We start from the raw sequence: 14,692 nt of genomic DNA, 5'->3' as shown, positions 1-14,692 counted from the left end.
TATGTGGCAGTCCCCAGTCTGGGGACGGCGGGTCTTCTTCCTTGAAGCCCGATCCAGCGGCAGCGGAGAACGGCTCGATGAATCGTAAGAAAGGGACCGCCTGGGCGGTGGTCATGGGTACCCTGGCACTGGCCGGAGTCATGGTTTGGCAGGCGTCAGGCGCGACCGATCCCGGTAGTCGTCCCCCCATCGCTTCCGCGTCACCGGCCGCAGCCGCTTCCGTCGTAGCGCCCATCGTATCGACACCGCTTCGTCCCCTGGCTGCGAACGCCGCCCCCGGCGCCGCCGGCTCGGCCATGACGTCGTCCGCCAATGCGACCGCGCCGACGGGCGAGCTGTTCTCGTATTCGGCGACGGAGACGCCCCGCCGGGAAGGGCCGTACACCTACTATCCGGTCGATATCGACGTGGATCAGGTGCTCGCCTCCGCCTTGTCGGGCCACCTCGCGTTCACTGCGCCGGACGGCTCGCAGGTCGCCCTGGACTACGACAGGCACATCACCCACGAGGACGGGAACTGGACCTGGGTCGGCCGCAAGGACGGCGGTACGACGGGCCAGGACGCCGTGATCACCTTCGGTCCCGATGCCACCTACGGCGTGTTGCCGTCGTCGAACGGGCAGCAATTGCGCATCGCCACGCTCGGCGGCAAGACCTACGTGAGCAGCGCGCCTTTCAGCCAGCTGCAGCAAGGCATTCGTGCCGGTGGCGATACGGTGGTCAAGGCGGCCGACGAGGCCGCCGAGACGACCGGATCGCAGGCACCCGTCACGGCCGCGGCCTCCTCGTCGACCGCGGCGCCCGTCGACGTCCTGATCGGCTACTCCAGCGGCTATCGCGCGTACCTGGGCAGCGCCTCGGCGGTGACGACGCGCCTGACCAACCTGATCGACGTGGCCAACCGCGGCCTGGCCAACTCGGGCGTCACCACCGCCTCGTTCCGCCTGGTCGGTAGCCTGGAAGTGAACTACGCGGACAATACGGACAACGGCACGGCGCTGAGCGACCTGGCCTCGACCTCGGCGTCCTCGCCGCTGGCGGCCGTGCGTGCCGCCCGCAAGCAGTACGGTGCCGACCTGGTGTCCTTCATGCGTCGCTATGCCTCGGGCCAGAACGGCTGCGGCCTGGCCTATATCCCGCAGGCCCCCTACAACACCAATGGCCGCGACCAGACCTTCTCGGTCGTCGGTGACGGCAGCATCGACCTGGGCGGCGGCAGCTATTCCTATTGCCCGGACACCTCGCTGGCCCACGAAATGGGCCACAACCTCGGTGCGCAGCACAACACGCAGACCAACTCGACCGGCGCGCTGTATCCGTACTCGTACGGCTACCGGAACGACAGCGCCAACTTCTACGACATCATGTCGTACGGCCAGAGCGGCCAGGAAGCCGAGCTCATGTACTCGACGCCCGATGTGTCCACCTGCAAGGGCCTGCCCTGCGGTGTGGCCAATGCTGCGGACGTGGCGCGCACGTTCCGCGAGACCATGGTGACCGCCATGAATTTCCGCGCGACCGTGGTCGCCGATCCGACCTCGAATGCGCCCGGCCAGTTGACCCTGGCGAATGGCACGGGTCGCTGCCTCGATGTGTCCAACGGCAGCACCAATAACGGCGCTCCCATGCAGATGTGGGCCTGCAACGGGTTGCGGCAGCAGCAGTGGGGTTCGCAGGCCGATACCCGTGCCATATATAGCCTCGGCACATCGATGGTGCTTGATGCCGCAGGCTATGGCACGAGCAATGGCACCCCTTTGCAGTTGTGGAGCGAATCGTCCACGACCAATCAGGCCTGGACGTTCACCCATGCTTCGCTGGTTACCAACGGCGGCCGTGTGGTCGACTCCATCGGATTCGGCACGGCCAACGGTTCGCTGTTCCAGTTGTACGACGACGGTGGTACGTCGAATCAGCGCTTCACTTTCGATCCCTCCGTTGGTGAGTTGGTTAGTGACACGGGGCGCTGCCTCGACGTACAGGGGTATGGAACCGCCAGCGGTACCCGCGTGCAGCTTTGGGATTGCACGCACACGGACAACCAGAAGTGGAAGCTTGGCCCGAACGGAAGCATCGTGGGTTACGGCGGCAACTGTCTGGAGGCGGCCGATGGCGGCACCGCGAACGGAACCGTCATCCGCATGTGGCAGTGCAATGCCCAGCCCAACCAGAAATGGCGCATCCGCGGCGAAGTCCGCGGCACGCAGAGCAATCTCTGCCTCGACGACCCGTCGGGCGGCCAGAACAACGGCTCGCGCCTGCAGCTGTACGCCTGCCTGGGCAACGACCACCAGCGTTGGGAATACCAGCCCAACTGATGGATAAAAGAAAAGGAGCCGCGACGGCGACGTCGCGGCTCCTTTGTTTTACGTGGATCTATATCTGGAACAGGTGCTTAGAAGCGGTATTCACCGGCAAGCGAAACGATGCCCGTGGAGCGCTTGATACCGCGGGAGACTTCACCCGTGGCGTTGTTACGCACCTTGCCTGCGTCGGCGTGGAAGTAGTCATACGCCGCACCCACGCTGAAGTGCTCGTTGATGTCCCAACCGGTACCGACACCGCCGTACCAGCTACCACGGGAGGCGCTGCCGCCGCTCGAGAAGCCGAGGTCTTCGCTGACGCTGTTGTTGTAGTTCTGGTTGTTGTCGTTGGCGCGGAAGTAACCGCCGTGCGCGCTGAGGTACCAGCCCTGCACGAGGTTGATCTTGCCGTTCACACCGACCATCCAGCCGCGCAGCGCGTTGCGCGTGCCCTTCTGGTCGACGTCCTGGCCGTTCTCGAAGACGTTCTTCACGCGGTAGTTGCCCAGATCGGCATAACCGGCTTCAAGACCGAGACCCAGATCCGGGCCGACCTTCCAGCGGTAACCGCCCAGCAGGCCGTAACCCGTGCGACGGTCCTTGTTCCCCTTGAGGAAGTTGAAGCCGCCGTTGTTGCCGTCACCGAAGCCACCGTTGTCGCTGCCGTTGGTACGGCCAGCCTGAGCGGCGATGAACCAGTTGCCGCTGCCCACGGACTGGCTGGGCTGGTAGTTACCGCTGACGGCGGTGTTGGAATCCTGTGCGAAAGCCGGAATGGCTGCGAACGAAGCGCAAGAAACTGCAAGGGCAAGAGCTGCCTTTTTCATGGGGTATTCCTCTTATTGTCGGGGCGACCATCGTCGTGTGTGGGGAGGGGGCGACGACGGCTTGTGGCTATTAGAGGCCTTCGTACCTGAAGAAATTCAGAAACCGGTGTTAAAACATTAAGGCTTGGTTAACTTCCCTGCCGTGGCATGAACGTCCACGACAAGCTCATGCCCGATGCGCGACAATCACCGTTTGTCCGCCCTTGCTAACTGGAGAATGCCGATGACGACACGCCGCGAACGCGCAAACGCGATCCGCGCCCTGGCCATGGACGGTGTCCAAGCCGCCAATTCGGGCCATCCGGGCATGCCCATGGGCATGGCCGACATCGCCGAGGTCTTGTGGGGCGACTTCCTCCACCACAACCCGACCAACCCGCACTGGCCCAACCGCGACCGCTTCGTCCTGTCCAACGGCCACGGCTCCATGCTGCAGTACGCCCTGCTGCACCTGACTGGCTACGACCTCGGCATCGAGGACCTAAAGCACTTCCGTCAGCTCGGTTACCGCACCGCGGGTCACCCGGAATACCACCATACGCCCGGCGTGGAGACCACCACCGGTCCACTCGGCCAGGGCCTCGCGAACGCCGTGGGCTTCGCGATCGCGGAGGAAGTCCTCGCCGCGCGCTTCAATCGCCCCGGTCATGACATCGTCGACCACCACACCTTCGTGTTCGCCGGCGACGGCTGCCTCATGGAAGGCATCTCGCACGAGGTTTGCTCGCTGGCCGGCACGCTGAAGCTCGGCAAGCTGGTCGCGATCTACGACGACAACGGCATCTCGATCGACGGCGAAGTGCATGACTGGTTCACCGACAACACCGCCGAGCGCTTCCGCGCTTACGGCTGGAACGTCGTGGTGGGCGATGACGACAAGCCGGTCGACGGCCACGACGGCGAGGCCATCAAGAAGGCCATCGCTGCGGCGACGTCGCAGCACGAGAAGCCCTCGCTGATCATCTGCAAGACCGTGATCGGCTTCGGTTCGCCTAATAAGGAAGGCAAGGAGTCCTCGCACGGCGCGGCCCTGGGCGCGGACGAGGTCAAGCTGACGCGCGAGCGCCTGGGCTGGAACTACGGCCCGTTCGAGATTCCGCAGGACATCTACGATTCGTGGTCTGCCAAGGACACCGGCGCGCAGAGCGAAAAAGCCTGGAACGAGAAGTTCGATGCCTACGCCAAGGCCTTCCCGGAACTGGCCGCCGAGTTCAAGCGCCGCACCTCGGGTGAGCTGCCGGGCAACTGGAAGAAGGATTCCGACGCCTACATCGCCAAGCTGCAGGCCGAGGGCCCCGTGGTCGCCTCGCGCAAGGCGTCGCAGATGGCGCTGGACGCCTTCGGCCCGCTGCTGCCTGAACTGATCGGCGGCTCCGCCGACCTGGCGCCGTCCAACCTGACCATCTGGAAGGGCTCGAAGAACATCGCCGACGGCGGTGAGCAGGGCAATTACATCCATTACGGCGTGCGCGAGTTCGGCATGTCGGCCATTTCCAACGGCATCGCCCTGCATGGCGGCTTCGTGCCGTACGACGCCACGTTCCTGGTGTTCTCCGACTACGCGCGCAATGCCGTGCGCATGTCGTGCCTGATCCCGGCCCACGCCATCCATGTCTACACGCACGATTCGATCGGCCTGGGCGAAGACGGCCCGACCCACCAGCCGGTGGAGCACCTGGGCTCGCTGCGCCTGATCCCGAACAACCGCGTGTGGCGCCCGGCCGATGCCGTGGAGTCGGCGGTGTCGTGGCAGCAGGCCATCGAGCGCAAGGGCAACCCCTCGTGCCTGATCTTTTCGCGGCAGAACCTCAAGCACAACCCGCGTACGGAAGAGCAGGTGGCCAACATCGCCAAGGGCGGCTACGTGCTCTGGGAATCGGCGGACAAGTTCAAGGCGATCATCATCGCTACGGGCTCGGAAGTCGGCCTGGCCGTCGAGGCCGCACAGGCGCTGGGCGATCAGGGCATCCCCGTGCGCGTCGTGTCCATGCCGTGCACCGAGGAATTCGATGCCCAGCCGGCCGAATACCGTGAAGGCGTGCTGCCCTCGTGGTGCCGTGCCCGCGTGGCGGTCGAGGCCGCCAGCGTCGACTTCTGGGGCAAGTACGTCGGCCTGGACGGCACGACGGTGGGCATGACCACCTTCGGTGCCTCCGGCCCGATCGACAAGCTGTACGAGCACTTCGGCATCACCACCACGGCGGTGGTGGATGCGGTGAAGCGCGTCACCAAGTAAGGCGACATTGCCTGGTCGAGAAAAGCCTCCGCAAGGGGGCTTTTTCTTGGTTGGATGGCGAAACGGCCGACTGAGGTAATTTCTCACGGCTCATGCAAGAATTGGCCATGCAGAGCCGAAATCAGCCCTACGAGCCCGCCTTCGATCATATTCGCGCCTTTGCCGCGGTACTGATCCTTTGTTACCACTCGTTCCAGCACATGAGCGGATTCATGACCCACGGCAGTGGGTTCCAGGAATCCGACAGGGTGCTTACGCACAATCCGCTGTTTGCGCTGTTGCTCGAAGGCCACACGGCGGTGGGACTTTTCATCGTCCTGAGCGGCTTTCTTTTCACGCGAAGCGCCATCGGCAAGCACGTCGACTACCGCAGCTTCGTGCGCAATCGCATCCTCAGGATCTACCCGCTCTACCTGTTGCTGGTGGTCGTCGTGCTGGCAACCAATCCGCAGCTGACCCTGCAGTCCCTCGTGCTCGTGATCCTGCCGACCGGCTACATGCCGGCGGTGCAGTCGATGGGAGTGGTGGGATCGCTGTTCTGGGCGGTCGGCGTCGAGTTCCAGTTCTACCTCATCTTCCCCTTCCTGATGCGCATGCTGGAAACGCGGGGCGTCCGGCCACTCCTCGCACTGATCGCGTTCGCCATCCTGATCAGGTACGGCATGACGTACCAAGGCGCGAACATTCGCGATATTTCCTATTGGACCAGCGTAGGTCGTATCGACCAGTTTCTCATCGGCATGATGGCGGCCAAGCTGTGCGTCGACAGGCCGGCGCTCGCCGCACGGTTTGGGTGGTTTTTCGTGCCCAGCGTGCTGGTCGTCCTCGCCGTGATCTACGGTTTCCATGCACTCGGCGGTTGGCCGTCGGTCGCAAGCTGGAAGGGCGTGTGGCCGACCATCGAGGGGCTGGTCTGGGCGATGTTCATCTGTGCCTACGTACCCGTGGCGAAGCGGATACCGCGGCTGCTTTCCCGTGGCCTGTCGCGCATCGGGGAGGTCAGCTACAGCACCTATCTGCTGCATGTGTCGATCCTGATCGTCATCGGCGCCAACGGGTGGTTCCTCCGCCCGACCGGCGTTCTCAAGTTCGATGTACTGGTCACCACGCTGGTGGTCGTGCTTCCCATCGTGTTGGCTGTCTCGGCACTTTCGTACTATGCGGTCGAAAAGCCGTTCCTTGGCATGAGGGTGAAATACACCACGCCGCGGGAGGAATCCGTTGGGATATAGCTCGGGGCGGCAGCTTGCCGACGTCTCCGGTGTCGTCATGCTCGATTCTTGTGGCGTGTCCTGTGGCTTCCAAATCAAACGCGGCGAAAAGCGCGTTACCAAGTAAGTCGCAAAGCACGATATGAAGAGGCCCCTGAATGAAGGGCCTCTTTTTTTATCACCGCCCTTGATAGAGCCCTCCGTGAAGCTTACGGCCGCAGGCATGCGGATCTCCAATGCAGTACGGACCGTCGCCAAGGCGGCCGGGAACCCGGTCGTATTGCTTTGCAATCCATACGGGCTTGAACCGCAATTTCGCCCAAAGATTGGTTCCAGGCCCAGGCTGATGCCGCCTGACCTTGCCAGGTGCCATGATCATCGCCTGTCCGAACTCCGTCACGGTAAAGACTCTGTCGCGTCCCCAGCTTCGCGTATCCCAGACGGCGTGGCCCACTCCATCGTACAAAACAAAGTTTCCATCGAACTGCATGTTGGCCGTCACCGCGCCTCGCCCCGTTGTTCCGGTGGACCAGATCAGTCGTAGCGGTGTCTCATTCTTGTAAACGACGAAATTGCCATCGGGCTGCATGGTGGCAAGGTAGTGCCCATCTTCCGAATACATGACTTCTCCGCTGGACAGATATTCCCCGGGCATCAGTATCCGTGCGCTCGCACCACCAGACCAAGCGATAGCGACAGTGGCAACAACGGCGAACGATTTGGTACGCATGTATCTAATCATGACTACGCGTTATCCCTGATAAGGCCGCTCAATCGGCGGCATCTCCCAAGGTAGGTACACCGGAATACCGGTTCTATCGGTGTTCTATGTCAGGACGAGTCCTTCCTATGCTCTCTACGACAGGGGTGCTTATCGCAGGGCGATGAGTTGGCGGATGACATCGCCTCATGCTACGTCCGTTTCGCGATCAACGAATACGTCCGCTAAGGCCCGCGAACGGTGGATCCGAGGGCGACGTTGCTCGCCGCGGCACCTTGCCAATCTCTCCGGTGTCGTCACGCCCGGTCCCCGTAACGTGTCCTGTGGCCTCGAGCGCAAGCACGGCGGCACGTGTAGCCCACTCGGTGGCGGCGCTATAGCGGCGCGGCGCCCGGAATGCGCCGGCGATGGATTGCCGAGTGAGCTCCCTTGCCGAGGCTGCGTCTGGACGCCGGACGGTCGGCAAGGGGCGTGATGGCGAGTGCGTGGACAGGTTTTCGATGGGTAACCTGGCAAATGTCGTTACAACACCATCGGCGAGACAGGGGGAAGGGAACGAGACAATGCTCGTCAGAACGCTGAACACTATCGGGCGAGGCGGCATGGAAAGCTCCTGAGAGGACGCTTGGGTGATCGTCGTCTCGCGAAACTAGCTAGCTTGGCGAACAGGGGAAATCAGTGATGTCCCGCAGATCGGTTTTGAGACATCGTCGAATAGCGTGGGCAGGGCGCTGTTCCGCGGACATCGTGTCCTACACCGTTCGGCGATTTAGCTGATTACTGGCGCCGGCCAACGCCACGAGTTCCATCAGGGTTTCAATGGCCTCGATGCGCCGGTCAGGTTCCCGCGATCGACGAAGCCCCGCTGCAGACAGCTTGTACCTATGTCCTTGTTCACTCGGAGCCAGGCGCTGCTTGGCTTTTTCCAGTTTCCAAGCTGCTGATCCTGCAAATGCGAAGCCCATCCGAAAGATCCCTCCTGCGTCGCGTCTGCTCGATTTGGCTACGAATCTGCTGGCACGCATCGACCGTCATCGTCGGCAGGTAAGTGCGAAGCAGGGCCATGTCGCCCTCGGCGCTGTCACGCGTGATGACGTAGCGGGGGCCCTGATGCTCGACAATGGCCAACTTGGCGCGCTGGTCCAGTTCGAACCCCGATGCCTTGGCGTTCAACCAGGTCACTCCAACAAAGCGTGTCGTATCCGCCCTGCTGGTAAACGCCGCGAGGTAGGCGTGCGGCTGCGAGGCGAGAATGACCAGGCTGCCAGCCGGAATAGTCGGTACGTCGATATCGAACGACGTCTTGCCGAACGGGGCGTGTCCCCAGTCGGTATATCGTGTCGTGCCGAGGATCAGGACCAACAGGGCGACGGCAACGCCGGTGGGCCAGCGGCTCGCACGTAACGTCGGAAAAGCGTCCATGCAAGCACGCACCGCGGTCACCATGACGAGTCCGCTCAGGGCCTCTATCGGAATGGCGTAGCGCAAGATGGAGTACAGCCCCAGCCAGAGGACGTATCCAACGCCGACGAACGTAATGAGGAGGGTGTTGCCAGGATTCCGCGGGTTGCCGCGGCTTCGCATCGCGACGAGCCCGTAGGCGAGCATTGCGAGCATCGCCAGCGCGTAGCGCCAGTCGGCAAAGGAATTTCCACCCTGTGTCGTGTTGTTTCGCAGCCACCAGAACGGGTAGAAGATCGCCTGGACTATCGAATGCGGCATGAACTGCTTGTCGGTCCCGCTTTCCGCAGGCATCCAGGGCGAATGGAATACCTGGTTGAACATCGGGAAAATCGGGTTCCCGGTGAGCCGCGCAAGCGCCAGGCCCCAGGCGCCGTAAGTGATCGCGAAGCCGATGACGCTTGCCAGGCCAAGCAGCACAGCCAGCCCGAGTGCACGTCGTGCGAACCCGGATGCGGCCCACACAGCGAAGGCCAGTGCGGGGGCATAGACGATGGCGGTAGGTTTCAATCCTGCCGCGAGCCCACACAGCAACCCTGCGAACGCCGCGCGTTTCCAGTCGACGTTGCCCGATCCGGGAAGCGGCATGGCCAGCAGATAACCGGAAAGGACGAGTAGCGCCAGCGGAACCTCGTTCGTCGACAGACCTGCTTGGCTCCATGTCATGCTGCCGGTTGCGCCGATCGTGAGTGCGATCAGTGCCATCCATCCAGGTGCGCGACCCTGCGAAGCCTCGTGACGCAGGACGATTCGCAGCAGGACGAAGACGAGGGCACCGTACCAAAGCCCCTGGAACGCGGCCAGGAGGCGAGGGCTATGGTCAAGCACGCCTGATCCGAGCCAGTAGTAGGGTACGTCGGGTAGGGGATTGAAATAGCTCTGCAGACCGGCTGCGGCGATGTCGATCGTCAGCCGGTGATGAAGAAACGCCCACGCGTTATAGATGTGATAGTTCTTCAGATCCCAGGCGGCGTCCTGCCCGCGTGATACCGATAACATCGCACCCAGGACGAGCAGGACGGGCAGCACCAGCGGGCTGCCCAGCCAGCGTGCAAGGCGTGGGCTCATAGTGACTCCTCGCGCTGGGCGTGCGGGGATTGCGCCAGGTACGCCGAGTAACGCTGCTCTCGCCGGCCGAGCGTGACGGTGTCGAGAACCAGCCCGCAGACCATGAAAATGCCGCCAAGTAGAACGAGCGAGGCGCTGAGTATGGCTGTGGGAAAGCGGGGAACAAGTCCTGTCTCGAGGTAGGTGCGAAATAGCGGTATGGCCAGGCCGACCGCTAGGAAGGCACATAAAGTCGCACCAGCGGTGAAAAATGCCAGTGGCTTTCCGTTTTTCGCAAGGCGCACGATCGTCTTGAGGATGCGCCACCCGTCCCGGTACGTGCTCAGCTTGCTATGCGATCCCTCGGGGCGGCTGAAGTAACGCGTCTCCACCTCGCTTGCCGGAAGACGAAGTTCCAGGGCATGCACGGCCAGCTCGACTTCGGTATCGAAGCCACGGGCATGGGCGGGGAATGATTTGACGTATCGGCGCGACATAACTCGATAGCCGGACAGCATGTCATCGAAAGTCTGACCAAAAATCCAGCTGGTGAGGCTCGTCAGAGCCCAGTTACCGAAACGGTGCCCGCTGCGGTAGGCCGCATTTTCGGCGGTGACGCGCGCCCCTACCACCAGGTCCAGACGGTCCTCGCGGAGGCGGCGTACCAATTCAGGGGCGGCGCTGGCATCGTACGTGGCGTCGCCGTCCACCATGATGTAAACGTCCGCCTCGATCGTGGCGAACATGCGGCGGACGACGTTTCCCTTGCCTTGCTGCCGCTCGTGTCGGACATCGGCACCTGCGAGTCGCGCTATGTCGGCGGTGCCATCGGTGGAATTGTTGTCGAACACGACGATGCGCGCGTCGGGAAGGCTTTCACGAAACCCTTCGATAACCGACGGGATCGCCACCGCTTCGTTGAAACAGGGCACGAGGACGACGATGAGCGGCTTGTCTGCCATGAGAACGAGCTCCAGAAAAGGTTCCGGAGAGAGGCCGCCTCTCTCCGTCCAGAGTGAATGCCAATGTTACGTGTTAGCCGGCAACGCTCGCGCCTGCCAGCGCCGCGATATCCATCGGCTTTTCGACGACCTTCCAGGCACCGGCCTTTTCCAGCTCCGCATGATCCCCAAAGCCCCAGAGCACGCCGATGCCGCGCACGCCGTTGGCTACGGCGCCGTCGATATCGAAATGACGGTCGCCGACCATCAGCACGTCGTCGACGCCTTTTCCGAAATCGAGCACCGCGGCGCTGATCATTTCTGCCTTCTCGCTCTTCGCCGAGGACGGGTCGGGTGCGTATACCTTCTCGAACGCCTCGCCGAAGGGCAGGTGGTCGACGATGGGTTCGGCGTGTGGACGCACCTTGCTGGTGACCACGGCGAGTCGGTGGCCGGCGCCGACCAGGGCGGCGATCAGTTCCGGAATGCCGGGATACACGGTGTGTTCGGACCAGCCGATGTCGTGGAAGCGTTGCGAGTACGCCTCCACGGCTTTTTCGACGCGCTCGCTGTCATGGTCCAGGAGTGGGCCGAAGCTCACCCGCAGAGGGGGCCCGATCCAGGCGCGCAGCGCATCGTCATCCGGTGCCTCGGCGCCGACGCTCGCCATGGCATGGCGAACGCCGGCGAAGATGCCGATCTGGGAGTCGATGAGCGTGCCGTCCAGGTCGAAAAGGATCAGCATCAGTTCGCGTCCGCCCGCGCCTCTAGGGCGGCTACGGCCGGCAGTTCCTTGCCTTCGAGGAATTCGAGGAAGGCGCCGCCGCCGGTCGAGATGTACGACACGCCGTCTTCGATGCCGTACTTGTCGACGGCAGCGAGGGTATCGCCGCCACCGGCGATGGAGAACGCGCTGGACGCGGCGATGGCGCGCGCCAGCGTCTCGGTGCCCTTGCCGAAGGCGTCGAATTCGAACACGCCGACCGGACCGTTCCAGACCACGGTGCCGGCCTTGGCGATGAGCTCGGCGTAACGCTTAGCGGTGTCCGGGCCGATATCGAGAATCATCTCGTCGTCGGCCACCTGGTCCACGGGCTTCACCGTGGCCTTGGCGTCGGCGGCGAACGCCGTGGCCACCACGACATCGGTCGGCACCGGTACTTCGGCGCCGCGCGCCTTGGCGTCGGCCATGATCTTCTTCGCCGTATCCAGCAGGTCGGCCTCGACCAGCGATTTGCCGACCTTGTGCCCCGCGGCCAGGATGAACGTATTGGCGATGCCACCGCCCACGATCAGCTGTTCCACGCGGCCCACCAGGTTCTGCAGCAGTTCGAGCTTGGTCGATACCTTGGAGCCGGCGACGATCGCCAGCAGCGGCTTCTGCGGGTCTTTCAGGGCTTTACCCAGCGCGTCCAGCTCCCTGGCCAGCAGAGGGCCGGCAGCGGCAATGGGCGCGAAGCGGATCACGCCGTGGGTCGACGCCTGCGCGCGATGTGCGGTGCCGAAGGCATCCATGACGAAAATGTCGCACAGGGCGGCGTACTGCTTCGACAGGGATTCGTCGTCCTTGCCCTCGCCGACGTTCATGCGGCAGTTCTCCAGCACGACGACCTCGCCTTCGGCCACATCCACGCCGCCCAGGTAGTCACGCACGAGGCGCACGTCGGTGCCGAGCTTCTCGCCGAGCCACGCGGCTACCGGCTTGAGCGAGGAGGCTTCGTCGAACGCGCCTTCCTTCGGCCGGCCCAGATGCGAGATGACCATGACCCGGGCGCCGGCGTCGCGTGCGGCCACGATGGTGGGCAGCGAGGCGTCCAGGCGCTGGGTGGAGGTGATCCTGCCGTTCTCGACGGGCACGTTCAGGTCTTCGCGGATGAGGACTCGCTTGCCCTTGAGGTCGAGGTCTTGCATGCGGATGACGGACACGATGGGTCTCCAGCTGGGGGTCGAGAAGAATTCCCCATTGTCCGCGTCCAGGGTGGATGGGCGCAAACGGCGGCGGGCTAGAATGCCCCCATCCCCGACCGGAAGCCCCCGCCATGGCCCTTGTTCTGTACACGTACTGGCGCTCCAGTGCCGCGTATCGCGTCCGCATCGCCCTCCAGCTCAAGGGCCTGGCCTATGAATCGCGGCCGGTGCACCTCGTCCAGGACGGCGGCGAGCACCTGAAGCCTGCCTACCGCGAGCTGTCGCCGCAGGCCCAGCTGCCGACGCTGGTGGACGGCGATCGCACGCTGCGCCAGTCCATGGCGATCCTGGAATACCTGGACGAGACCCGCCCGGATCCGGCCCTGATGCCGGCGGATGCGCAGGGCAGGGCGAAGGTGCGCGAACTGATGCAGGCGGTGGGTACGGATATCCATCCGCTGGGCAACCTGCGGGTGCTCAAGGCCATCGAAGCGGAGTTCGGTGCGGACCAGGCGGCAAAGGAGGCGTGGTCGCGCCGCTGGATCGCGCATGGATTCAGTGGGTTGGAAGCCTTGCTGGCCGAAGGCGACGCGGGGACATTCAGCTACGGTGACTCACCGACCCTGGCGGATTGCTGCCTGGTGCCGCAGCACTACAACGCCTTGCGCTGGGGCGTGGATATGGCGCCGTATCCGACGATTCGCCGGGTGGTGCAAGCCTGCCAGGGGCTGGAGGCCTTTCAGAAGGCGGCGCCTGAGGTGCAGACTGACGCTCCGGTGACCTGATTCGCCCACATCGTGGGCTCCTACCGCGGGATCGCGCACATCGTGCGCTCCTACGGAGGCGGCCCGTTGTAGGAGCGCACGATGTGCGCGATCCGGCCGTGCCGCAAGCTCCGGCCTAGACCCCAATCCCATAAGGATCGCTGGAAGCGAACTCGTTGCCGGTCGCCCCCTCGGACAGGCGGATCTTCAACGCCAGGCCATCGCGGGAATCCGCCTTGTTCAGGCATTCCTCCAGCGTGATCTTGTCTTCCTTGTAGAGGCGATAGAGCGACTGGTCGAAGGTCTGCATGCCTTCCTGCAGGCTGCGGTCCATGGCGTCCTTCACCTCGTGGATCTGGCCGCGGCGGATCATGTCGCGGATCAGCGGCGTGTTGAGGAGTACCTCGGTGGCCGGCATGCGGCGGCCGTCCTTGCCGATCACCAGGCGCTGGCTGATCACCGCGCGCAGGTTCAGGGCCAGGTTCATCAGGACGTTCTTGTGCGCGGCTTCCGGGAAGAAGTTGAGGATGCGCTCCAGGGTCTGGTCGGCGTTGTTCGAATGCAGCGTGGCGAGGCACAGGTGGCCGGTCTCGGAGAACGAGATGGCCGCTTCCATGGTCTCGGTATCGCGGATCTCACCGATCATGATGACGTCCGGCGCCTCGCGCATCGCGTTCTTCAAGGCCTCGTGGTAGCTGTGGGTGTCGAGACCCACCTCGCGCTGGTTCACGATGGACCGCTTGTGCCGGTGCAGGTATTCGATCGGGTCCTCGATGGTGAGGATGTGGCCCGAACTGTTGTTGTTGCGGTGGTCGAGCATGGCCGCCAGGGTGGTGGACTTGCCCGAGCCCGTGGCCCCCACGACCAGGATGAGGCCGCGCGGCTCCATGATCAGCTCACGGAAGATGGTGGGCAGCTGCAGCTCTTCCAGCGAGGGGATCTCGCTCTTGATGGCACGGATGACCATGCCGATCTCGCCGCGCTGCTTGAACACGTTGATGCGGAAGCGCCCGGCTTCCTTCACGGCCAGGGCCATGTTCAGTTCCAGGTCGCGCTCGAACTGGGGCACCTGGCCCTCGTCCATGAGCGAGTAGGCGATCTTCTTCACCATGCCCGCGGGCAGGCCGGTGTTGCCCAACGGGTAGAGCTTGCCTTCCACCTTGATGTTCACCGGGGCACCCGTCGTCAGGAACATATCCGACGCGCCCTTGTCCACCATCAGCTTCAGGAAATAACCGATATCCACCTAAACCCCCGGACGTTCATTACAATC

11 protein-coding genes are annotated in these 14,692 nt (G+C 63.6%); 4 read left to right on the top strand and 7 right to left on the bottom strand.

Annotation, left to right across the window (positions count from 1 at the left end; all coding sequences use genetic code 11):
* Positions 1-77: 77 nt before the first annotated feature.
* The gene (locus ACVKN3_RS13595; protein ID WP_354514673.1) at positions 78-2,318 is read left to right on the top strand and encodes a ricin-type beta-trefoil lectin domain protein; all 2,241 of its coding nucleotides are present in this window, start codon (positions 78-80) and stop codon (positions 2,316-2,318) included.
* A gap of 77 nt (positions 2,319-2,395) precedes the next feature.
* Here the strand turns inward: ACVKN3_RS13595 and ACVKN3_RS13590 are convergent, their stop codons facing one another.
* Complete coding sequence (locus tag ACVKN3_RS13590) at positions 2,396-3,130, bottom strand: outer membrane protein (protein WP_285405864.1); 735 nt, start codon at positions 3,128-3,130, stop codon at positions 2,396-2,398.
* A 223-nt stretch (positions 3,131-3,353) separates the two neighbouring features.
* On the opposite strand from ACVKN3_RS13590, the gene tkt reads away from it, so the two are divergent.
* Together tkt and ACVKN3_RS13580 are read left to right on the top strand one after the other, a co-directional pair.
* A complete protein-coding gene (gene tkt, locus ACVKN3_RS13585) occupies positions 3,354-5,366 on the top strand; it encodes a transketolase (protein ID WP_354514671.1) in 2,013 nt (670 codons plus the stop codon).
* 107 nt (positions 5,367-5,473) lie between these two features.
* A complete protein-coding gene (locus tag ACVKN3_RS13580; protein WP_354514930.1) occupies positions 5,474-6,598 on the top strand; it encodes an acyltransferase family protein in 1,125 nt (374 codons plus the stop codon).
* A 157-nt stretch (positions 6,599-6,755) separates the two neighbouring features.
* Here the strand turns inward: ACVKN3_RS13580 and ACVKN3_RS13575 are convergent, their stop codons facing one another.
* The 5 genes from ACVKN3_RS13575 to ACVKN3_RS13555 form a co-directional block, all read right to left on the bottom strand.
* Positions 6,756-7,307, bottom strand: a complete 552-nt coding sequence (locus ACVKN3_RS13575) for a hypothetical protein (RefSeq protein WP_354514669.1) — start codon at positions 7,305-7,307, stop codon at positions 6,756-6,758.
* Positions 7,308-8,192: 885 nt separating this feature from the next.
* The gene (locus ACVKN3_RS13570) at positions 8,193-9,827 is read right to left on the bottom strand and encodes a hypothetical protein (protein WP_354514667.1); all 1,635 of its coding nucleotides are present in this window, start codon (positions 9,825-9,827) and stop codon (positions 8,193-8,195) included.
* A complete protein-coding gene (locus ACVKN3_RS13565; RefSeq protein ID WP_354514665.1) occupies positions 9,824-10,768 on the bottom strand; it encodes a glycosyltransferase family 2 protein in 945 nt (314 codons plus the stop codon). Before ACVKN3_RS13565 ends, ACVKN3_RS13570 begins: the two co-directional genes overlap by 4 nt.
* A gap of 73 nt (positions 10,769-10,841) precedes the next feature.
* Positions 10,842-11,492, bottom strand: a complete 651-nt coding sequence (locus ACVKN3_RS13560) for an HAD hydrolase-like protein (RefSeq protein WP_354514663.1) — start codon at positions 11,490-11,492, stop codon at positions 10,842-10,844.
* A complete protein-coding gene (locus tag ACVKN3_RS13555) occupies positions 11,492-12,673 on the bottom strand; it encodes a phosphoglycerate kinase (protein ID WP_354514661.1) in 1,182 nt (393 codons plus the stop codon). Before ACVKN3_RS13555 ends, ACVKN3_RS13560 begins: the two co-directional genes overlap by 1 nt.
* A gap of 113 nt (positions 12,674-12,786) precedes the next feature.
* On the opposite strand from ACVKN3_RS13555, the gene maiA reads away from it, so the two are divergent.
* Positions 12,787-13,440, top strand: a complete 654-nt coding sequence (maiA, locus tag ACVKN3_RS13550; protein ID WP_354514659.1) for a maleylacetoacetate isomerase — start codon at positions 12,787-12,789, stop codon at positions 13,438-13,440.
* A 115-nt stretch (positions 13,441-13,555) separates the two neighbouring features.
* Here maiA and ACVKN3_RS13545 read toward each other — a convergent pair whose 3' ends face one another.
* Positions 13,556-14,665: a PilT/PilU family type 4a pilus ATPase gene (locus ACVKN3_RS13545; protein ID WP_285405857.1), complete on the bottom strand. Its 1,110-nt coding sequence runs from the start codon at positions 14,663-14,665 to the stop codon at positions 13,556-13,558.
* Positions 14,666-14,692 lie beyond the last annotated feature (27 nt).

It is taken from the genome of Luteibacter sp. PvP120 (genome assembly GCF_054055715.1).
The sequence above is the reverse complement of the archived record's forward strand: the minus strand, read 5'-3'. Positions and strand labels throughout refer to the sequence as shown.

Excerpts from the sequence above, each read along its gene's own strand:
- ACVKN3_RS13595 (WP_354514673.1), top strand. The coding sequence starts at position 78 with ATGAATCGTAAGAAAGGGACCGCCTGGGCGGTGGTCATGGGTACCCTG.
- ACVKN3_RS13590 (WP_285405864.1), bottom strand. The coding sequence starts at position 3,130 with ATGAAAAAGGCAGCTCTTGCCCTTGCAGTTTCTTGCGCTTCGTTCGCA.
- tkt (WP_354514671.1), top strand. The coding sequence starts at position 3,354 with ATGACGACACGCCGCGAACGCGCAAACGCGATCCGCGCCCTGGCCATG.
- ACVKN3_RS13580 (WP_354514930.1), top strand. The coding sequence starts at position 5,474 with ATGCAGAGCCGAAATCAGCCCTACGAGCCCGCCTTCGATCATATTCGC.
- ACVKN3_RS13575 (WP_354514669.1), bottom strand. The coding sequence starts at position 7,307 with ATGCGTACCAAATCGTTCGCCGTTGTTGCCACTGTCGCTATCGCTTGG.
- ACVKN3_RS13570 (WP_354514667.1), bottom strand. The coding sequence starts at position 9,827 with ATGAGCCCACGCCTTGCACGCTGGCTGGGCAGCCCGCTGGTGCTGCCC.
- ACVKN3_RS13565 (WP_354514665.1), bottom strand. The coding sequence starts at position 10,768 with ATGGCAGACAAGCCGCTCATCGTCGTCCTCGTGCCCTGTTTCAACGAA.
- ACVKN3_RS13560 (WP_354514663.1), bottom strand. The coding sequence starts at position 11,492 with ATGCTGATCCTTTTCGACCTGGACGGCACGCTCATCGACTCCCAGATC.
- maiA (WP_354514659.1), top strand. The coding sequence starts at position 12,787 with ATGGCCCTTGTTCTGTACACGTACTGGCGCTCCAGTGCCGCGTATCGC.